The sequence below is a fragment of the uncultured Campylobacter sp. genome (genome assembly GCF_938030145.1).
Lineage (GTDB): Bacteria > Campylobacterota > Campylobacteria > Campylobacterales > Campylobacteraceae > Campylobacter_B.
Window position 1 is genome coordinate 26969 of sequence record NZ_CALHGM010000007.1, and the last position, 19138, is coordinate 46106.

General features: G+C 48.2%; 18 protein-coding genes, 1 tRNA gene and 1 pseudogene. 9 read left to right on the top strand and 11 right to left on the bottom strand.

What is annotated here, in order from left to right:
* Positions 1-954 precede the first annotated feature (954 nt).
* The 7 genes and pseudogenes from Q0323_RS01015 to Q0323_RS01045 form a co-directional block, all read right to left on the bottom strand.
* Positions 955-2007: pseudogene (locus tag Q0323_RS01015) on the bottom strand (quinone-dependent dihydroorotate dehydrogenase); the annotation flags it as partial.
* Positions 2008-2358: 351 nt separating this feature from the next.
* A complete protein-coding gene (locus Q0323_RS01020; protein ID WP_298050638.1) occupies positions 2359-3498 on the bottom strand; it encodes a hypothetical protein in 1140 nt (379 codons plus the stop codon).
* A gap of 11 nt (positions 3499-3509) precedes the next feature.
* A complete protein-coding gene (locus Q0323_RS01025; protein WP_298050639.1) occupies positions 3510-3806 on the bottom strand; it encodes an AtpZ/AtpI family protein in 297 nt (98 codons plus the stop codon).
* 31 nt (positions 3807-3837) lie between these two features.
* Positions 3838-5109 carry a glutamate-1-semialdehyde 2,1-aminomutase gene (hemL, locus tag Q0323_RS01030; RefSeq protein ID WP_298050641.1) on the bottom strand — a complete coding sequence of 424 codons (1272 nt, stop codon included), beginning with the start codon at positions 5107-5109 and terminating at the stop codon, positions 3838-3840.
* Complete coding sequence (locus Q0323_RS01035; protein WP_298050643.1) at positions 5106-5498, bottom strand: cytochrome C oxidase subunit III; 393 nt, start codon at positions 5496-5498, stop codon at positions 5106-5108. The genes hemL and Q0323_RS01035 overlap by 4 nt, the downstream gene beginning before the upstream one ends.
* Before the next feature lie 50 nt (positions 5499-5548).
* Positions 5549-6790, bottom strand: a complete 1242-nt coding sequence (locus tag Q0323_RS01040) for an ArsS family sensor histidine kinase (protein WP_298050644.1) — start codon at positions 6788-6790, stop codon at positions 5549-5551.
* Between the two features lie 493 nt (positions 6791-7283).
* Positions 7284-7961: a response regulator transcription factor gene (locus Q0323_RS01045; protein WP_005870247.1), complete on the bottom strand. Its 678-nt coding sequence runs from the start codon at positions 7959-7961 to the stop codon at positions 7284-7286.
* Between the two features lie 327 nt (positions 7962-8288).
* Here Q0323_RS01045 and Q0323_RS01050 point away from each other — a divergent pair, with 327 nt between their 5' ends.
* The 5 genes from Q0323_RS01050 to Q0323_RS01070 all read left to right on the top strand — a co-directional run bounded on the left by Q0323_RS01050 (position 8289) and on the right by Q0323_RS01070 (position 11309).
* Positions 8289-8585, top strand: a complete 297-nt coding sequence (locus Q0323_RS01050) for an HU family DNA-binding protein (RefSeq protein ID WP_177389243.1) — start codon at positions 8289-8291, stop codon at positions 8583-8585.
* A gap of 70 nt (positions 8586-8655) precedes the next feature.
* A tRNA-Leu gene (locus Q0323_RS01055) sits at positions 8656-8742 on the top strand.
* 116 nt (positions 8743-8858) lie between these two features.
* The gene (locus Q0323_RS01060) at positions 8859-10292 is read left to right on the top strand and encodes an acetyl-CoA carboxylase subunit A (protein ID WP_298050646.1); all 1434 of its coding nucleotides are present in this window, start codon (positions 8859-8861) and stop codon (positions 10290-10292) included.
* A gap of 8 nt (positions 10293-10300) precedes the next feature.
* Positions 10301-10582: a hypothetical protein gene (locus Q0323_RS01065; protein WP_298050648.1), complete on the top strand. Its 282-nt coding sequence runs from the start codon at positions 10301-10303 to the stop codon at positions 10580-10582.
* Positions 10575-11309 carry an arginyltransferase gene (locus Q0323_RS01070; protein WP_298050650.1) on the top strand — a complete coding sequence of 245 codons (735 nt, stop codon included), beginning with the start codon at positions 10575-10577 and terminating at the stop codon, positions 11307-11309. The genes Q0323_RS01065 and Q0323_RS01070 overlap by 8 nt, the downstream gene beginning before the upstream one ends.
* Before the next feature lie 644 nt (positions 11310-11953).
* On the opposite strand, the gene Q0323_RS01075 is transcribed toward Q0323_RS01070, so the two are convergent.
* The 4 genes from Q0323_RS01075 to Q0323_RS01090 all read right to left on the bottom strand — a co-directional run bounded on the left by Q0323_RS01075 (position 11954) and on the right by Q0323_RS01090 (position 15078).
* Positions 11954-12772 (bottom strand): ATP-binding protein, encoded by an 819-nt coding sequence (locus Q0323_RS01075; RefSeq protein ID WP_298050652.1) that lies wholly within the window; start codon positions 12770-12772, stop codon positions 11954-11956.
* Positions 12773-13726: 954 nt separating this feature from the next.
* The gene (gene lptB, locus Q0323_RS01080) at positions 13727-14449 is read right to left on the bottom strand and encodes an LPS export ABC transporter ATP-binding protein (RefSeq protein WP_298050654.1); all 723 of its coding nucleotides are present in this window, start codon (positions 14447-14449) and stop codon (positions 13727-13729) included.
* Positions 14442-14849 carry a tRNA (adenosine(37)-N6)-threonylcarbamoyltransferase complex ATPase subunit type 1 TsaE gene (gene tsaE, locus Q0323_RS01085; RefSeq protein WP_298050656.1) on the bottom strand — a complete coding sequence of 136 codons (408 nt, stop codon included), beginning with the start codon at positions 14847-14849 and terminating at the stop codon, positions 14442-14444. The genes lptB and tsaE overlap by 8 nt, the downstream gene beginning before the upstream one ends.
* The gene (locus tag Q0323_RS01090) at positions 14833-15078 is read right to left on the bottom strand and encodes a S4 domain-containing protein (RefSeq protein ID WP_298050657.1); all 246 of its coding nucleotides are present in this window, start codon (positions 15076-15078) and stop codon (positions 14833-14835) included. Before Q0323_RS01090 ends, tsaE begins: the two co-directional genes overlap by 17 nt.
* An 88-nt stretch (positions 15079-15166) precedes the next feature.
* On the opposite strand from Q0323_RS01090, the gene Q0323_RS01095 reads away from it, so the two are divergent.
* The 4 genes from Q0323_RS01095 to hslU all read left to right on the top strand — a co-directional run bounded on the left by Q0323_RS01095 (position 15167) and on the right by hslU (position 18868).
* Positions 15167-16387, top strand: coding sequence for an argininosuccinate synthase (locus tag Q0323_RS01095; protein ID WP_298050659.1), 1221 nt, complete (start codon positions 15167-15169; stop codon positions 16385-16387).
* A 180-nt stretch (positions 16388-16567) separates the two neighbouring features.
* Positions 16568-17011, top strand: a complete 444-nt coding sequence (rplI, locus tag Q0323_RS01100) for a 50S ribosomal protein L9 (protein WP_297880930.1) — start codon at positions 16568-16570, stop codon at positions 17009-17011.
* On the top strand, positions 17004-17552 hold the full coding sequence (hslV, locus tag Q0323_RS01105) for an ATP-dependent protease subunit HslV (RefSeq protein WP_005870266.1): 549 nt from the start codon (positions 17004-17006) through the stop codon (positions 17550-17552). Before rplI ends, hslV begins: the two co-directional genes overlap by 8 nt.
* Entirely contained in the window at positions 17549-18868 is a 1320-nt protein-coding gene (gene hslU / locus Q0323_RS01110) for an HslU--HslV peptidase ATPase subunit (protein WP_297942322.1), read from the top strand. The genes hslV and hslU overlap by 4 nt, the downstream gene beginning before the upstream one ends.
* The last annotated feature ends 270 nt before the right edge of the window (positions 18869-19138 follow it).

The following is a 19138-nucleotide window of genomic DNA, read 5'->3' on the forward strand; positions in this document are numbered from 1 at the left end:
TCGTTTTTTACTTGAGTTTTGCTCCGCGTCTTGGGCGCCGCTCGCTTCTTTGGCCTCTTTGGCCTCGGCATTTTTAGTTTTTGCGCCGCTTTGTTTTGCGTTTTTGGCTTTTAAGCTTTTGCTTTCCGCGCTATTTTTTGGCGCGGCTTTAGTTTTAGAATTTTTGCTTTCTATGTCGTTTTTTGACGCGGCTTTGATCGCGGTTTTATTTTTAGATGCGGTTTTTGTTTTGGCGGTTTTGCTTGCCGCGACACTTTGTTTTATGTCTTTAGTCTCTAAATTCTCGCTTTTTGCGCCGCTTTGCGAGAGATTTTTAGCTGCAGCGTCCTTCTTTTGCGAGACGTTATCCTGCGCGGCGTCATTATCCTGCGGAGTATCCTTCTGCACGGCGTCTTTTTGCGTAGCGTCCTTTGAGATTTTACCGCGCCTGGAACCTGCGCCGCTTTTTGAAATTTGACTTCGCTTTTGATTCGCATCGCTTTTGGAAGCCCTTTTTGAAATTTTATCCTGCTTCTCATCGACGCTGCTTTGCCTTGTGCTTTTAGCCTCTAAATTTTCGCTTTTTGCGCTGCTTCGTTTTGTATTTTTAACCTCGGAAATTTTGTTCTCCGCGCTACTTTGCTCGGCTGAGCTTTGATCCGTCGCGGTATCTGCGCTTACCAAGGCGTTTAAATTTGCCGAAGCGCTAGAATTTTCGTCTGATTCAGAGATTGAGTTTGTTTGAGCGCTCAGAATTTCATCTGTTTTAGCGGCGGGAATTTTATCGGCTTGGGCACTCGATATTTCGCTTTTGCTGTCGTTTGAAATTTCGTCCGCATCCTTGCTCTCGGGCGCGTTTGAAATTTCATCCGTTTTAGTTTCCGCCTCTTTGTCTTCGCAAGCGCGCAAATCCGCGCCGTTGTCGCGATTTTCGGCCTGATCGCCTCTCGCGCCGTATCCTTCGCCCGCGCGATCTTTTAAATTTACCCCGACCGCCTCGCTTATGTTATTGAAGCCGTCTGCGCGCAGAAGCTCCGCGAGTCCCTCGTTGATCGATTTTGCGACGAACGGACCCTTGAAGATAAAGGCGGTAAAAATTTGAACCAGGCTCGCGCCCGATTTGATGCGCTCGTAGGCCTCCTGCGCGCTGTCTATGCCGCCGCAGCTGATTAGGACCGTGCGGCCGAAGAGCTCGCGAGCGACCTGTGCGAAAAGCTCGCGCGATTTTTCGGTGATCAGTCTGCCGCTTAGGCCGCCGAAGTCCCTAGCGTTGGGACTTAGCGAATAATCAACGCTCGTGTTGTTTATGATGATGCCGCTTGCGCCGCTTTGCACCGCGCACTCGCACAGCGCGATCGCCTGATCCGCGCTCATATCGGGCGCCAGCTTTAAGACGAGCGGCCTGTTCGTGATCTTTTTCATCGCCCCGATCAGCTCGCTTATGAAGCTGTTTTCTTGCAAAGCGCGCAGATTCGGGGTGTTCGGCGAGCTTACGTTGATGATGAAAAAATCGCACAGCCCGTTAAATTTACGACCTAAGGCTTCATAATCGCTCAGCGCATCCTCGTTCGGAGTGGCCTTATTTTTGCCGATATTTGCGGCGATCGGGATTACAAAAGGATAAATTTTTCGCACGCGATGCTCGATAATATCGGCGCCTTCGTTGTTAAAGCCCATTGCGTTTTGGATGCTCTGCTCGCTAACGAGGCGAAAAAGTCGCGGCTTTTCGTTGCCGCTTTGAGGACGCGGCGTAAAGGTGCCAAAATCGATGTGTCCGAAGCCGAGAGCGGCCAGCGGTGCGATCATCGTGGCGTTTTTGTCGAAGCCGCCCGCGATACCTACGGGGTTATCGAAACTTAGATTCCATATATTTTGAGTTAAAATTTCATCTTTATAAACGCCGAATTTTGCCAAAGCCTCAAGCCCGCCCGGGGTCGCATAGAGCGCGCGAAGTCCGAATTCTGCGATCTTGTGAGCGGTTTCTGGATCGAATCGAAAAAAGATTTTTTTCAAGGTATCATAATTCATAATTTTTCCTCAAATTTTGCGTAATGGTAGCTAAAATTTAATTAAATATAGATAAGAATTTCGCGCTGAATTGCAATTCGCGGCGGTTAAATTTAGTTTTAGAATTACGCGAGAAATGCCGGTAAAATTTCTACGGCTTGCAATGAGCGGTTTAAATTTACGCAGAAGTCTAAAGATGCGCGGCGTAAATTTTATAAATTTAGCTCGCCCTGGTACGTGCCGAAACGCGCGGTGTCTGTGGCGCAGCTCGCACTACAGGAGTTGTACGCGACTTTATCCTGCGCCGATCTGCGCTCAATCCCGCTGAAGCTAAATTTTAAAATTTAAAGCGTTTGCTCGCGCTGTTTGAGTTTAGCGCGCCTCTTTGCCGCCGAAAGCAACGATCATCGTTCCCAGAGGAATGATCGCAACGCCCAAGATAATCGCTAGCGGGTTTAGCAAGGACAGCTTGGCAAGCAGGTAGATCGCCGCCACGAGCGCCGCGTAGGACAAAATTTTAAACGGAGAGAAAAACGCCCCCGCGAAATTGCTCCGAATCTCGCCTCTTTTGCGCTCATCATCCCAACCATCAATGCTGCCGTCCGCGCCGTCGAAATTATCATTCGATCCATCGCGCGCGGCGACACCTAGCTCACCGTTACCTGTGCTATCGCTACGATTGTTGCGATCTGCGCCGTCGCCCAGATCGCTGCTCGCTGCATTTTTCAAGTCGTCGCAACGCTCGCCTATGCCGCCTTGCGAACTATCGCTAGCTTCGTCGTTTATGCCGTCGTATGAGTCGCTGCAAGTCGCGCTGACATTCATATTAAATTTATCGGTGGCATGTCCTAAAGCGGTCGCGTCGCAAGCGGAGGTTTTGTCGTCGCTCTTCGTAGAATTTACGTCGCGCTCGCCAGCGGAAGCTCTGCCGTACTCGGCGTCTAAATTTGAGCTGCGAGTAAAATTTATATCAGCGGCGGAGTCTGCGACACGCTCGGCGGCGGTTTCGTCGTGCAGGGCGTAGTTGTCATTGTTTTCGATACGGGTCTCGCCGTTTGTGAAATTTACCGTGCCTTCGGAATTTTGAGTGTTTAAAATTTCGGCGCCTAAATTTAGATCGCTAAAGCTTTCTCTCTTTAAAATTTCGCCGTCGCAAATTTTGCTATATAAAATTTTATCGCCGCCGCCTATGCTGCCTTGGTTTTTGCCGCCGCAGCTTGCGGAATTTATATCGCAGGCGGAAGTTTCGCCGCTTATAAAACCGGCGGAATTTTTGGAGCTTTGCTGTAAAATTTCATCGTATTTGCCGGCCCTGAGTTCATCTTCTATTTTGTTGCGGTAAGCGCGAAACGAAAAATATACCGCGCCGAATGCGCCCAAAAATCCGGCCTCCAAGCTGAGAAGCCAGGCAAGCGCCCGCACGCCGAAAGAGCCCGAGCCGAAAAATCCGCCGCCGCAAAGCGCTAGCCCAAGCAGGGCAAATGCCGCGTTTAGCGCGCAGTATATGAGCAAAAACCGCCTACTCAATCCCGCTCATCCAATTCGTCGTCGTCGAAATTTTTCGGATCCGCCTTGTATTTCGGATCGTTTTCAAGCTCTTTTAAGCTCGAATTTAGCGCCTTGCACGCGCGGTAAACGTTCAGAAACGCCGCCGCGATGCCGATAGCGATGCCGAACCAGAGCAGAAGCAGTGAGCCCGTGAGATGCCGCAGCCCAAGTCCGATCGCTACTCCGATGCCGATCGCTACGACGATCGAGATGCCCAGGCTGATGTCGCAGGCGCCCTTTACGATTTTGTTTAAATTTTTCGTTACTCTCATCTAAAATCCGTAAAATTTTAAAATGCAGCCCTTAAAGCGCCGCCATCGCTTCATCCGCGGCGTTTAGCGCAAAGTCGATCTGCGTTTCGTTCATTGTGGCGCAGATAAAGCCCGTCTCAAACTGACTAGGTGCTAAAAATACGCCGCGCTTAATCATCTCGCCGTGAAATTTAGCAAAGCGCGCGGTGTCTGCCCGCAAAGCGCCGTCATAGTCGCGCACCTCTTCGTCTGCGAAAAAGTAACCGAACATCGAGCCGACGCAGGCGGTTTGTAGCGCGATGCCACGGCGATTTGCTATGGCGCAAAGCCCGTCCGTAAGTCTGCGGGCAAGCTCGCCGAGCCTTTCGTAAAGGCCGCTGCTAGCGTAAATTTTACTTAGGCTGGCGATGCCCGCAGCCATTGCGACGGGGTTTCCGCTTAGCGTGCCCGCTTGATACACCGCTCCTAGCGGGCTTATCATATCCATAATTTCGCGCTTGCCCGCAAACGCCGCCACGCTCATACCGCCGCCAATGACCTTGCCGAAGGTTACCAGATCGCCGCGGACGCCGTAGATGCCGTAGCTGCCTAGCTCGCTCGCGCGAAAGCCGCTCATTACCTCGTCGATTATCAGCACGATCTTTTTCTCGTCGCACAGCGCGCGAAGCTCGGTTAAAAATTCGGGATCCGCCGGCACCAAGCCCATATTCCCCGCGATAGGCTCAATGATGATCGTGCCGATGTCGTTTTGCGCTAGGACGTCCTTTACGCTTTGTATGTCGTTGTATCTGGCTAGGTAGGTGTTTTTCGCGACATCCTGTGGCACGCCCGCGCTGCTTGCGTTACCGAAGGTGCTTGCGCCGCTGCCCGCTTTGACGAGCAGGCTGTCGCTATGACCGTGGTAGCAGCCCTCAAATTTTAAAATTTTATCCCGTCCGCTAAAGGCGCGCGCAAGACGGATCGCGCTCATCGTAGCTTCCGTGCCGCTGCTGGTAAAGCGGATCTTATCTAGGAAATCGAAATTTTTTAGCACCAGCGAGGCGAGCTGCGTCTCAAGCGGGCTGGATGCGCCGAAGCTTAGCCCCTTTTTGGCGGTTTGCACGACGGCGCGCTCAATGTAGGCATCTGCGTGACCGAAGATGAGCGGACCCCAGCTCTGCACGAAGTCGAGATATTTTTTACCCTCGACGTCGTATATATACGAGCCCTCGCCGCGATCCACCATAAAAGGCTCACTGCCTACGTTGCCGAATGCTCGCACCGGCGAATCGACGCCGCCCGGGATAAGTTTTTGTGCTGCTAAAAATTCGTCGTGATTATTCATTTTTTCTCCTTCTTTTTTGGTTGATTTATCGATTTTATATATTTGTAGATGATGATGATCTCGTTTTGCGTCAGGAAGTAGCTTGGCATCACGTCGCGCGAGCTGCTGATCCCGTCGGCGAGCTCCTGAAGCGAGAGATTATTGATCGGCGGCGCGTTTAGGGCGCGCTCGTAGTAGGCGCCCGAGGTGCGGTTAAATTCTTTATACTTTACGATTAGCGAGCCCTCACCCTTTTCGCCGTGGCACTTATCGCAGCCCACGCCGCGCGGGTTTTTATACAGCATCGCGCCGTACTCCTCGTCGGTGATAAAGCTCTCGGCTTGCACGCCGCGAGGTAGAAAAAATATGGTCGCGGTTAAAAATAGCGCTAAAAATATAAAATTTCGCATCTTCTCGTTTCGAATTTTTGGAGCAATAATATAAAAAATGTGCTTAAATTTCATAACGTCGCTATATTTTCGATCCCCTCAAAATAAAATACGTTTAGCTCGTCCTGCCTGCGGTAGAGGAATTTTAGCCCGTGCGCTTTGGCTATATTATCGACGATGTAGAGCCCTAGGCCGAAGCTTTGCTTAGCGTTCGTGCCCTTGACGAAGGCCTCTTTGTAGTAGCTAAAGTCCTTCTGTAGCGGCTCGCCGAGCGTTATGAAGTCCATCGTTTCGGCATTTAGGCGGATTAAAATTTTACCGTCTGCGGCGTATTTTACGGCGTTGTCGATTAAATTTTTCACCGCGACGCAAAAGAGCTTCAGATCTACGTTTAAGCTTAGTCCTAGCGGATTTTGCAGCGTTACACAGCCGGGCTCGATCATCGCGATACTAAGCGCTTCTTTTAAAATTTCATCCATTGAAAAAATTCCGCGTTCGACTAGCGCCGTGCCCGCAGTCGCGCGCTCGACCGCCGCAAATTCGTTGATTAGGCTTTCCAGCCGCTCAAAGACCGAGATGAGACGCTCCTGATTTTTACCGTGCTCGATCATCTCGACGGCGATGCGACCCTTTGTGATGGGGGTTTTGAGCTCGTGCATTATGTTTCGCAAAAAAAGATGGCGCGATTCGTTAAGCTTATTTATCTGCGTGACCGCCTCGTAAAATGCGTGCGAAACCTCGGAAATTTCGTCGTTTCCTACGCTTACGTCCTTGATCTGAAGATCGCCTTTAGCAAATTTATCGATCTGGCGCTTAAGCTTGCGAAGAGGACGAATTTTGCGGATGATGAAGATATACGCAAGCAGGATGATCACCAAAATGACGCCGTAGATCGCTTTGAAAATATCGTAGCGGTAGGGCTGATACTCCTTGTCATTTAAAAGCCGCGTCTCGCCAGCGTGCGTGATTTTTAAGTAGTGCTTGCGCTTAAACAGCAAGATGTCTGCAGAGCCGATGTCTGCGGAGATGCTGTCTAAAATTTCGGCGCCTTTGATGATCTCATCGCGTTTGGCTTCATCGCGTATGGTCGAAAACTCGAAATTCGCGACCTGACGGTCGTATTCGACATCGCTGATGAGCTTGCTCATCTGATATAGGTTCGCGCGCGCAACGATGGAGTATTTGGAGTTTAGCTCGCGGGTGTAGTTTTGCTGATCGTAGCCGATGAGCCAGAGCAGAGCGAGCGAAACACCCACAGCGGCGAGCGCGAAGATGAACGTGATGGTGTAAAAAATCGACGATCTTACTTTCATTAAATTTATATGATCCTTAAATTTTTAAAATTTCAAAGCTTTGAAGCCGCTGGCTTGCTTTGCTTTAGCGCGCGGAACCGGCTTGCCCTGCTTTAAATTTACGGCGCATCTTAAAGGCGCGGCGCGTAAATTTTAAAATTTCACCGCAAAGCAGGGCGCTTTTAAATTTAACAGCCACGGCGCTTTAAATTTTAAAATTTGCCTCTTCCCGCTGCCCTGGGCTCTGTTTTTTATGGCTCGTTCTTGCCCGTAGCGCCGAATTTTGCCGAAATTTACAACGATGAAATTTCACGCCCATTTAAAATCGCACGCCAAATTTATAACTACAAAATTTTATCGTAAAATTTTAACGCTTCAGTTGCGGCATCTTAAATTTAAACGGCAAAATCGCGCGGACCGACTTGCGATTTCAGTTTCGCCGCGCGAGTGTCTATTAAATTTAGAGCCGCGAGCGGCTAAATTCTATCGCGCCGCCCGCCGGACGCAAGTGCGCTCATTGTATCAGCTTATAGCCTACGCCGCGGATAGCGTGGATGTAGCTGGGTGCCTTGGATGTTTCGCCGAGCTTTAGGCGGATGCGACCGATGATGACGTCGATGCTTTTGCTCGAGGATTCCTCGCTTATGGAGCTACAGTTGTAGATGAGCTCCTCGCGGGTGATCGCGCCGCCTTCCTTCTTGATGAGATACGAAAGCACGTCGTATTCGGCGATGGTGAGCGACAGGGGCTGTCCTTTGAAGCTGATAACGTGGCGGAAATCATCCACTTCGAGGTCTTTTTTGGGCTTTGCGGCGCGCTGGATGGAGTTTATATCGTAGCGCTCGATGTGACGTTTGATGCGCGCTAAAAGCTCTTGTGGATTATAGGGCTTTGGCAGATAATCGTCCGCGCCGAAGTCAAAAGCGTTGATCTTATCGGTCAGATCGTGGCGGGCACTTGATATTATGATCGGTATATCGGTGTTTTTACGGATCTCTTTGCAGACCTCAAGCCCGTCCATCCCAGGAAGCGTGAGATCTAAAATCACGAGGTTGAAATTTTCTAAATTTAACTTAGAAAGCCCCAAAAACGGATCGTCCGCGACGGTGATATCGATATCGTATTGTTGCAGATATTCGCTTAAAATTTCGGCGAGTTCTAAATCGTCCTCTATCATTAAAATTTTAGTCATAAAAAAGCCTTTGAAATTTTGCGCGGATTATAACAAAATATAGTTTATATATTTTAAAGCGGCAAATTTGGGCGAAATTTTATAAAAATGAAGCGCGGATGGGTAAAATTTTGAAATTTTTTGAAATCTGGTGAAATTTCAAAAATCAGCCCCAAAAATATGGCGAAATTTTGAAATTCCAAGAAGCAAAATCTGAAAAATTGACGAATTTGGGCTAAATTCGGCTAAATTTTGCCGATTTTTGCGTTTTTTTCTTAAAAAACTATTGTATTTTTTGCGAAACTATTGTAGAATACCGCCGAAACCACTTTATTTTAAAGGATTAGCATGAAAAAAGCTGATTTTATCCAAGTAGTTGCCGAGAAGGCAGGTCTTTCTAAAAAAGATACCGTTAAGGTAGTAGATTCTGCACTTGAAGCTATCAAAGAGCTTTTAGTAAAAGGTGATGACATAAGCTTCATCGGCTTCGGATCTTTCGGCATCGCAGAGCGTGCAGCTCGCGAGGGTAAAGTTCCTGGCACAAACAGAACTTACAAATCTCCTGCTACTAAAGTAGTAAAATTTAAAGTTGGCAAACAGCTAAAAGAGGCTGTTGCAGCTGCAAAAGGCAAGAAGAAAAAATAATTTTCTTGCTCCAAGCCCCGTCTTCGGGGCTTTTCTCTTTTAAATTTATAAAATCATAACTTTTTAAAATGCCCGAGTGGTGAAATTGGTAGACGCACCAGACTCAAAATCTGGCGAGGGCGACCTCGTGTCGGTTCGATTCCGACCTCGGGCACCATAAATCTTCTTTAAATTTTATCCGTAATTTCAACCGCCTTTTGTAAATTTCAACTTGCTATAAAATTTTTTATACTATTATTACCGCGGTATTTTTTTTAAAAGAGGCAATTATTTATGATACGTAAAATTCTTATCGCTAATCGCGGCGAGATCGCGGTTCGCATCATTAGAGCCTGCAGAGATCTGCATATTAAAAGCGTCGCGATCTACACCAAACCCGACATCGATTGCTTGCACGTAAAAATCGCCGATGAGGCCTACGAGGTCAGCGCCGACGCGCTAAAAGGCTATCTGGATGCCAAAAAGATCGTCGAAGTCGCCAAAGAGTGTGGCGCTGATGCGATACATCCTGGATACGGCTTTTTGAGCGAGAATTTTGACTTTGCAAGAGAGGTCGAGGACGCGGGGATCATCTTCATCGGTCCGAAACCCGACGTTATTCGCAAAATGGGCAACAAAAACATCGCTCGCTATTTGATGCGCAAAAACGGCATTCCGATCGTGCCGGGCACCGAGAAGCTAAATCACGAGAGTATGGATACGATCAAAAAATATGCGCGCGAGATCGGCTATCCCGTGATTTTAAAGGCTAGCGGTGGCGGTGGCGGACGCGGTATCCGCGAGGTGTGGGACGAGAAAGATATGCAGAGCGCCTACGACTCGTGCACGAGGGAGGCGAAGACCTTTTTTAACAACGATGAAATTTTTATGGAAAAACTCGTCGTCAAGCCGCGCCATATCGAGTTTCAGATCATCGGCGACAATTACGGAAACATTATCCACCTTTGCGAGCGCGATTGCTCGATCCAGCGCCGCCACCAAAAGATCATCGAGATCGCGCCGTGCCCCTCGATAAGCGAGCATCTGCGAAAGACGATGGGTACGACCGCAGTAGCTGCGGCGAAGGCGGTGAATTATACCAACGTCGGCACGGTGGAATTTTTGCTTGATGATTACAACAACTTCTATTTTATGGAGATGAATACCCGTATCCAGGTCGAGCACGGCATCACCGAGGAGGTCACGGGCGTCGATCTCGTCGTGCGCCAGATCCGCATCGCAAACGGCGAAATTTTAGAGCTTGAGCAAAGCGATATCAAACCGCACGGCTACGCGATCGAGGCGCGTATTACCTCCGAAAACGTCTGGAAAAATTTCACCCCCGTTCCCGGCACCGTTAGCGATTATTATCCAGCACTAGGCCCTTCCGTGCGCGTCGATAGCCACATCTACAAAGGTTATAAAATTCCGCCGTTTTACGACTCGCTTCTAGCCAAGCTAATCATCAAAACCACCGACTACGACCTGGCCGTCAATAAACTAGAGCGTGCGCTGAAGGAATTTCGTATCGAGGGGGTGCGCACGATCATTCCGTTTTTGCTCAGTATCAGCAAGTCGCGTGAGTTCCGGCTTGGCTTTTTCGACACGAGCTACGTAGAGAAAAATTTAGACAAAATTTTAGAAAACACTATTGATGATATGCAGCCGAATAAAAACGAAGCGATCGCCGCCATCATCGCTGCGATGCGTAAATCGGCGCGGATTTAGGAAAGAGTATGGATTTTTTAGATAGCCTAAAAGATATAAAAAAGGATATGCTTAAGGATAAGGCGGCAAGCTCCGCGCCCAAAAAGCCCAAAAAACCTAATCCAAATCGCGACGAGTTTAAAGATATTTTTAAAGATGATGATTTGAGCTTGCAAAGCGGGGGCGTCCTAGACGGTGCCGCGGAGGAATTCGACGCAGCCAAAGAGAGCATCGCCGCACGCGAAAATCGCCTCAAAGACGAGTTTTTAAAATACGTGGACGCGGCAAACATCAAAAAGCTGAATGACTGAAATTCCATTTTGCACGCTGGATTTTGCCTGCCCCTATCTGGACGGCAGAGCCGCGCGCAGCGAGTATCTCTACATAAAAGACTGCGACTTCGAATATAATTCAAGCTTAGTGCAGCACGGCTACCGCCGCTTCGGCAGGTATTTTCAAAAGCCCATTTGTGCAGCCTGTGCGGAGTGTAAAAGTTTGCGTGTCGATGCTACAAATTTTAAATTTAGCAAATCGCATCGTCGCGTCTATAAAAATAATCGCACGACCGCCTATGTATGGCAATCTCGCCCGCTTTTAAACGATGCGCGTTTGGAGCTTTTCGCGCTTTACCACGACTATATGCATCTAAAAAAGGGCTGGCCTCTGCAAGAGATCGATTTTGAGCGATATGACGAAATTTACGTCCAGGGCCACGGCGACTTCGGCAAAGAAATTTCTTACTACGGCGAGGATGGGCGGCTTATCTGCGTCGATCTCATCGATATTGTGGATGACGGCATCAGCTCGGTGTATTGCTACTACGATCCGTATCTGCCGCATCTAAGTCTGGGTAAATTTTCGCTTTTAAAACAGATCGAGTTTGCCCAAGATCTGGGGCTACGATGGATCTATCTGGGCTATGCGGTGAAGCAGTGCCCGAGCCTGGCGTATAAATTTAGCTACGAGCCGTATGAAATTTTAAACTCATACGTAGAGCTTGACGCTCCCGCTGTGTGGGAGGGGCGCATAGAGGGGTAGGTTCCGCGCGCAGACGCCCTGAGTAGCCTAAATAGACATACACACTGCGCGGAAAAATGAGCTCCGCTCGCCCTTGCAGCCTATAAATACGGCGTGCGGTAGAGGTCATGCCGCCGCGCAAAATTCGCTCGCGCGCAGATACGAATTCGGTATGTTAAAAGCACGCTTCGGCGTCAAATATCGCGCTGAAATTTCGCGCGTTATGAGTCTTCAAGGCTTTTGAGTCACGGCAGGCGTTAAATTTTGCGCTGAAATTTAGCGCCGCTCGGCCTGCAAAAATATCCGCGGTGATGAAATTTAAGGCGAGGAAATTTAAAAGTAGAGCGGATGGATTTGCAAATTTTACGGCAGGCTCGGCATTTACGTGTAGCAAGACGGCACGCGCGGCTTTTGATCGTATTTGGCTCTTGAGTGCGCGCGAAAAAGGACGATTAGTTTCGTAATATAACTCTTACGCTGCCGCAATTAGCCTTGGCGCTGCGACCGGCTTCGGCATTGACCTAGTTTCGATATCGCGATTAGCTCTGGTCTGTAACCGATACTGCCGCGCAAGCGGCGGAGCAAAAAAAGATGGCTTATAAAGCACGATATTGCATATATTTTGTAAAATTTAAGCAAACTGCGAAGCGCAATAAGACGACCGGTTACGGCAAATTTATCAGCTCCACCTTGTTTTCCAACGTTTTTGGGATAAATAAAACTTTACCGTCGCTTGAGATGTCCGCAGGTCTTTGCATCGCGCCGAGGTTTATTTTGCGTATCTGTCCGTTTGCATCGATACGCCAAATTTTGCCGCTTAAAAGGTCCTCACCCCAGTCGCTAATTAAAATTTCGCCGTTTTTTCCGCGTGCTATGCCGTAGAAAACTCCCTTCATATCGGCAAAGATCGAAATTTCGCGAGATTTCAGATCCATGCTTAGCACGCGCCCCGGAACCTTTCCGCTAAGATCGAAGGTGGTGATCAGAAGTTTGTCGCCCTTGAGCAAAAGCGCGCCCGCATTGCCGAGCGAGGGGTCGATGCGTGCGAACTCATCGTAGCTTTTTGCGTTTAAATTTATGCTGTAAATCACGCTACGCGCATTATCGCTTGCGAGCAAAACCTCGCTACCGAGCGCTACGACGTCGTTTAAGGCCTGCGCTCCCTCGATTTTCAGATTGAAAACCTCCTGACCTTTGCTAAAGCCTCTGATCGCATCCAGATCGCACACGTAGAGCACGCCCTTGATCTGCGCCATTCCGCCAGGATTTACCAGATCGTCTATAAAATTTGTCTCAACGATACCCGAGTTTTTTACTATGCGGCTGATGAAGCCGTCGCGCTCTTGTGGATCTTCACTACTGCCGCGATTTGCGATATAAAAAGCGTCATCGGTAATAAGTGAACCACTAGGTGCACTAAATCCGTCGATCTCTAGGCCAAAAAGCGCGCCTGCCAAGGCGCACGAAAGTAGAACTTTTTTCATAATCTCTCCTTGATCTCGCCAAAATTTTAAGAATTTTAAAATTTTAAGGGAAGCGACGAGTGCCGGGTTAAAATTTTAAAATTCGCAGCGAGCTTTAAGATGAGCGAAATTTAAACCCGCAGAGCAAATAAAAGTGTAATTTTAATTAAACAAGGCGGCTTGATCGGCAAAATTCTAGCGGGTCGGAAGGCCTTGCTTCGCGCGTCGCTTTTAATTTGATGCGTCGAAGCCGAAGTGAGTAGTTTTGTGCGTGCTTTGGTTTACGCTGCCACTCGCGGAATTACGCCGTGAAATTTAACCACATCACGCGACCGCAGGCATCTTCGCATACGTAATTTATTTGAGGTTGTTGCTTTAAAATTTTAATTCTACGAGCGGATATTCTTTTGCAAATTGTGGGCGTGATTTTGATGCGCAGATGAAAGCGTTACGTTTAAAGACGTCTCACGCTTTAAAATTTGATTTAATTTAAACAAAGTGCGATTAAAATGCGATTTAAATTTTATGTACCGCAGGTGTAAAATTTCGGTCGTAAAAGTGAGTCTGTAGCAAAAAAATTATTTAAAATTTGCAGTGCACAAAATACCTTTTGAAATTTAAAAACGAGCCCGAGACGCACTTCAAAAATTGATGCGCGAGATTTAGACGCCGAGTTTAAATCTCGCCGTCATAACTATTTCAAAATTTTAAGCACAAAATTCAAACCATACTGATACGCGCCTCGCACCGAAGCGCTACGCCTCAAAATTTAATATGTAAATTAAAACGGACGTGAAATTATTGAGCGCCGAGGCTTTACGGGCTTTAAAATTTTAATACGCAGATTTAGGTCGAGAGGCACGCGTACAGCCAGTCGCAGCCGTACACTTGAATTTTAAATCGCAAAACTTAAATTATAAAATTTAACCGCGCGCGCCGAAGCGGGAAGTGAAAATCCAAAGCGCTCTGGCTGACTTAGATGCTAAAATCCTCGCCGAGGTAGAATTTACGGACATTCGGATCGTTAGCTATCTCTTTTGCGGTGCCGCCGGCGAACAGCTCGCCGTCTTTGATGACGTAGGCACGGTCGCAGATCGCAAGCGTTTCGCGGACGTTGTGATCGGTGATGAGCACGCCGATGCCAAGATCGCTTAAATCGCGCACGATGCTTTGGATGTCGTTAACGGCGATCGGATCGACGCCTGCAAATGGCTCGTCCAAAAGTAGAAATTTCGGCGTTATCATCAGGCTTCGCGCGATTTCGCAGCGCCTGCGCTCGCCCCCGCTTAGGCTCACGCCTTTGCGCAATCTGATCGGCTCGATGTTGAGCAGATTTAGCATCTCATCGACCTTTTGCGAAGCTTCGGCCTTGTTTTTATAGGTGATCTCCGCGGCGAGCATTAAATTTTCTTCAACGCTAAGCTCCTTAAAGATGCTGCTTTCTTGTGGCAGGTAGCCGATGCCGAGCTTAGCGCGCTTATGAAGTGGAACCTTTGCGATGCTGCTCTCATTAAGCAAGATATCACCACCGCTAGCGCTTATCAGCCCGCAGATCATATAAAACGTCGTGGTTTTGCCCGCTCCATTGGGCCCCAGCAGCCCCACTATCTCGCCGTTGTAAAGCTCCAGCGAGATGCCCTTAATGATCGGCGTGCTTTTTATGGTTTTTTTAAGACCCCTGACTTCCAGTTTATGCATAGCTTACCTCGTATTTTCGCCCTTGCGCGTGTGGCGTGATCCTCACTACGCAAAAATCAAGCTCATATTTTTTAAGTAAATTTATCAAATTTTCATCCGCCCATTCGATCAGATGAAGCCCCTCTTCAAATAAATTTTCAAATAGTCCGTTTTTTAAAATCCCCTCGCAGCCGCCGTTATAGATGTCGTAATGATAAATTTCGCCGTAGTTTTGCATGATTGAAAATGTAGGCGAGTTCACGTGCTCGTCTAACCCATGCGCCCGCACGATCGCACGCGCAAGCGTCGTTTTGCCGCTGGCAAGATCGCCGATTAGCAATATTATGCCGCTTTTTGGCAGAGTCTGCACGAGGCGTGAAATTTCATCCTCGCCGCAGAGCAGTTCAAAGCTCTTGGACATACTTTGCTTGCTCGCTTTTGGGCGTATTTTTCGCGCTAGGAAAGGCTAGGACTTTAAAGCTTTGTTTTCTATCCAAAAATCTTATCGTGATTACGTCGCCGATTTTAAGCTCTTTGGCGGGCTTTGCTACGACGCCGTTTACGGCTACGACGCCGCTTTTGCACATATCTTCGCTAATGGCGCGGCGCTTGGTGATATTGACTGCGTTTAAAAATTTATCGATTCTCATAGGCGTGAGTTTAGCGATATTTGCCTTAAAAGCAACTATTAAACTATTTTTGGTAGAATTTCGCCAAATTTTACGTAAAGGATTTGAGATGGCAAAAGATGTAAAAAAGGTCGTTTTGGCGTATTCCGGAGGACTAGATACTAGTATTATTTTAAAGTGGCTAGGTGATACTTACGGCTGCGATGTGGTGACTTTCACCGCAGATATCGGTCAGAATGAGGATTTGGAGCCGATCAAAAACAAAGCTGTGAAACTGGGCATAAAAAAGGAAAATATTTTCGTAGAGGATCTGCGCGAGGAATTTGTGCGCGATTACGTATTTCCGATGTTTCGCGCAAATGCCGTTTATGAGGGCGAGTATCTTTTGGGCACGTCAATCGCGCGCCCGCTAATCGCTAAAAAGCTAGTCGAGATTGCGAAAAAGACCGGCGCGGACGCCATAAGCCACGGCGCAACCGGCAAGGGTAACGATCAAGTCCGCTTCGAGCTTGGCGCATACGCGCTAAATCCAGATATTAAGGTGATTGCGCCGTGGAGGCTGTGGGATCTGAACTCTCGCGAGAAGCTGCTTGCTTACGCTAAGAAAAACGGTATCGACATTGCCTCAAAGCCTGGCAAATCGCCGTATTCGATGGATGCGAATATCCTTCACATCTCCTACGAGGGCTTGGTGCTGGAAGATCCCGCCCATGCGCCTGAAGAGGATATGTGGCGATGGACCATGAGCCCTAAAAATGCGCCAGATAAGAGCGAGATCATCGAGATCGAATATGAACGCGGCGATCCCGTAAAGCTAAATGGCAAGGCGCTTAAACCGCACGAGATGCTGGCAGCACTTAACGAACTCGGCGCTAAAAACGGCATCGGCAGGCTCGATCTTGTTGAAAATCGCTACGTCGGCATGAAGAGTCGCGGCTGCTACGAAACTCCGGGCGGCACGATCATGCTAAAGGCTCACCGCGCGATCGAGAGCATCACGCTAGATCGCGGCGCGGCGCATCTAAAAGACGATCTAATGCCGCGCTACGCCGAGCTTATCTACAACGGCTTTTGGTTCAGCCCGGAGCGCTTGCTGCTTCAAGAGCTGATAAACAAATCCCAAGAGCACGTAAACGGCAAGGTTAAGCTAGAGCTTTATAAGGGCAACGTGACCGTGCTGGGTAGGGAGAGCAAGAGCGATAGCTTGTTTAATACCGATTTCGTGACGTTTGAAGAGGATAAGGTTTTCAATCAAAAAGACGGCGACGGGTTTATCAAACTAAGCGCGCTAAGATTTATCATCGCGGGCAAGAACGGACGCAAGCTTTAGCTGAAATTTTGCCTATGGCGGCAAGGTTTGTAGGCAAATTTCACAAAATGAAATTTTAAAATTTATCGAAAAAGCGCGAGCGGCTGCTGGCGGGTTTCATGAAATTTCACGAAATTTTAGATCCGTCCGCGCCGCTTATAAAATTTTATAAATTTAAAGCTAAATTTAAAAGGATAATGGATGAAAGTATTACTAATAAAAGACGTTAAGGGGCTCGGAAAGGCGGGCGAGGTAAAGGAGGTCAAGGACGGCTACGGTAATAACTTCCTAATCGGCAAAGGTTACGCCAAAGCCGCTACGACTGAGGTTTTGCGTAAATTTGAAGCGGATAAGAAAAAGCAAGCCGAGCTAGAAAAATACGAGGTTGCAAGCTTGCAAAAATTAGCCGAGGAGCTAGCTAAGATCCGCGTAAAGATCGAAAAGCAGACGGGCGAGAGCGGCGCGCTTTTCGGCTCAGTGACCAAAGATGAGATCGCAACCGCGCTAAAAGAGCAAAAAGGGATCGAAATCGATAAGAAAATTTTAGAGACCGAGGCTATCAAAACGACCGGGATTTACGACGTAAATGCCAAGCTAAAGCACGGCATAAGCGCTAAATTTGAGATAGAGGTGGCTAGTGTTTGAAGCGACTACCATTTTAGCTTACAAAGGCGCGAAGGGCTCTGTCATCGGCGGCGACGGGCAGGTTACGTTCGGAAACACCGTCTTAAAGGGCAATGCGACTAAAATTCGAAAGATCGGCAAAGAGGGCAACGTCTTGGCGGGCTTTGCGGGCAGCACCGCCGATGCGTTTAATCTTTTTGATATGTTTGAGAAGTGCTTAGATGGCGCAAAGGGCGATCTTTTAAGGGCTGTGATAGAATTTAGCAAGCAATGGCGCAAAGATAAATATCTGCGAAAGCTCGAAGCGATGATGCTGGTGCTGGACCGCAAAAATATCTTTCTGCTTAGCGGCACGGGCGACGTGGTAGAGCCGGACGACGGCAAGATCGCAGCGATCGGAAGCGGCGGGAATTACGCTCTTAGCGCGGCGCGAGCTTTGGATAAATTTGCAAGCTTAGACGAAGAGGAGCTCGTAAAGCAAAGCCTTAAAATCGCGGGCGAGATTTGCATTTACACGAATGAGAACATCAAAACATACGCAATTTGGGACGAAAAGAGATGATGACGCCAAAGCAGATCGTAGAGAAACTAGACGAATATATAATCGGACAAAATAGCGCCAAACGCACGATAGCGGTGGCTTTGCGAAATCGCTACCGCAGAATGGCGCTTGAAGATGAGATGAAAAACGAGGTGATGCCCAAAAACATCCTGATGATCGGCTCTACCGGCGTAGGTAAGACCGAGATTGCGCGCAGACTTTCGAAGATGTTCGGGCTTCCTTTTATCAAGGTCGAGGCTAGCAAATATACTGAAGTAGGCTTCGTGGGGCGCGATGTGGAGAGCATGGTGCGCGATCTGGCCGCCGCGTCGGTAAATTTAGTGCGCGGCGAGGAATTTGAAAAGAATAAAGACAAGATCGATGATTACATCAAGCGTAAAATTTTAGAAAAAGTCCTTCCGCCGCTTCCGCGCGGAGCGAGCGAGGAGAAGGTTGCCGATTACGAAAAAAGCTACGAAAAAATGGCGGCCAAGCTCGAACGCGGCGATCTAGACGATCTTAGTATCGAGATCGAAGTAAGCGAAAACGCGCTTGAATCAAATCCGAATTTGCCGCCCGAGATGGCGAATATGCAGGAAAGCTTCATCAAAGTAATTGGAATTTCGACGCGCAAAAGCAAAAAAGAGATGAAGGTAAAAGACGCCAAGGTTGCCCTCAAAAGCGAGGCTAGCGAGAAGGTCTTAGATATGGAGAGCATCAAAGCCGAAGCCGTTAGGCGTGCGCAAAACGAGGGCATTATCTTTATCGATGAGATCGATAAAGTGGCAGTTTCAAGCGGCAATAGCGGCAGGCAGGATCCGAGCAAAGAGGGGGTGCAGCGCGATCTGCTTCCGATCGTGGAGGGCAGCAGCGTAAGCACGAAATTCGGCAATATTGACACCGATCACATCCTTTTTATCGCCGCGGGCGCCTTTCATATCAGCAAGCCTAGCGATCTCATACCCGAGCTTCAGGGGCGCTTCCCGCTTCGCGTCGAGCTTGACAGCCTAGACGAGGCGGCGCTGTGCGAAATTTTAACCAAGCCGAAAAATTCGCTTCTTAAGCAGTACTCGGCGCTTTTAAAGACCGAGGGCGTGGAGCTGGAATTTAGCGAGGACGGGGTCAAAGCGATCGCGAAATTTGCGGCTAGTACGAACGAAAAGGTCGAAGATATCGGCGCTAGAAGGCTACATACAATAATGGAAAAGGTGCTTGAGGATATCAGCTTCGAAGCGGATAAGTTTAAAGGGCAAAAGATCGTCGTGGATGAGAAGCTCGTAAGCGAAAAGCTCGCAGGCATCGCAAGCGACGAGGATCTGGCGAAATACATTTTATAAGGCGGCGCGGTAGCTACTTTTAGAATTCTACAGAGTCGCGGAATTTGGCGGTTTTGAAAATTGCGAAGCGTTAGAATTTTAGGTTTGGAATTTAGCGGAATTTTAAAATACGCAGAATTCCATCCTTTTAAATTTGGTGATACTTTGAAATTTTAAGTCTGTAAAATTCAGGAATGATCGAAATTCTGTGCTGCGTGGGTTATATGCCAAGCCGTAGCGCATGGCAGGATAGAATTTAAAATTTCGCGATCAATTTACGAAGCTGCAGAA

Coding starts and splice junctions, on each gene's coding strand:
- Q0323_RS01075 (WP_298050652.1), bottom strand. CDS start 12,772: ATGAAAAAAGTTCTACTTTCGTGCGCCTTGGCAGGCGCGCTTTTTGGC.
- hslU (WP_297942322.1), top strand. CDS start 17,549: ATGATGACGCCAAAGCAGATCGTAGAGAAACTAGACGAATATATAATC.
- Q0323_RS01040 (WP_298050644.1), bottom strand. CDS start 6,790: ATGAAAGTAAGATCGTCGATTTTTTACACCATCACGTTCATCTTCGCG.
- Q0323_RS01090 (WP_298050657.1), bottom strand. CDS start 15,078: ATGAGAATCGATAAATTTTTAAACGCAGTCAATATCACCAAGCGCCGC.
- Q0323_RS01035 (WP_298050643.1), bottom strand. CDS start 5,498: ATGCGAAATTTTATATTTTTAGCGCTATTTTTAACCGCGACCATATTT.
- Q0323_RS01045 (WP_005870247.1), bottom strand. CDS start 7,961: ATGACTAAAATTTTAATGATAGAGGACGATTTAGAACTCGCCGAAATT.
- rplI (WP_297880930.1), top strand. CDS start 16,568: ATGAAAGTATTACTAATAAAAGACGTTAAGGGGCTCGGAAAGGCGGGC.
- Q0323_RS01070 (WP_298050650.1), top strand. CDS start 10,575: ATGACTGAAATTCCATTTTGCACGCTGGATTTTGCCTGCCCCTATCTG.
- Q0323_RS01050 (WP_177389243.1), top strand. CDS start 8,289: ATGAAAAAAGCTGATTTTATCCAAGTAGTTGCCGAGAAGGCAGGTCTT.
- tsaE (WP_298050656.1), bottom strand. CDS start 14,849: ATGTCCAAGAGCTTTGAACTGCTCTGCGGCGAGGATGAAATTTCACGC.
- Q0323_RS01025 (WP_298050639.1), bottom strand. CDS start 3,806: ATGAGAGTAACGAAAAATTTAAACAAAATCGTAAAGGGCGCCTGCGAC.
- lptB (WP_298050654.1), bottom strand. CDS start 14,449: ATGCATAAACTGGAAGTCAGGGGTCTTAAAAAAACCATAAAAAGCACG.
- Q0323_RS01065 (WP_298050648.1), top strand. CDS start 10,301: ATGGATTTTTTAGATAGCCTAAAAGATATAAAAAAGGATATGCTTAAG.
- Q0323_RS01060 (WP_298050646.1), top strand. CDS start 8,859: ATGATACGTAAAATTCTTATCGCTAATCGCGGCGAGATCGCGGTTCGC.
- Q0323_RS01095 (WP_298050659.1), top strand. CDS start 15,167: ATGGCAAAAGATGTAAAAAAGGTCGTTTTGGCGTATTCCGGAGGACTA.
- hemL (WP_298050641.1), bottom strand. CDS start 5,109: ATGAATAATCACGACGAATTTTTAGCAGCACAAAAACTTATCCCGGGC.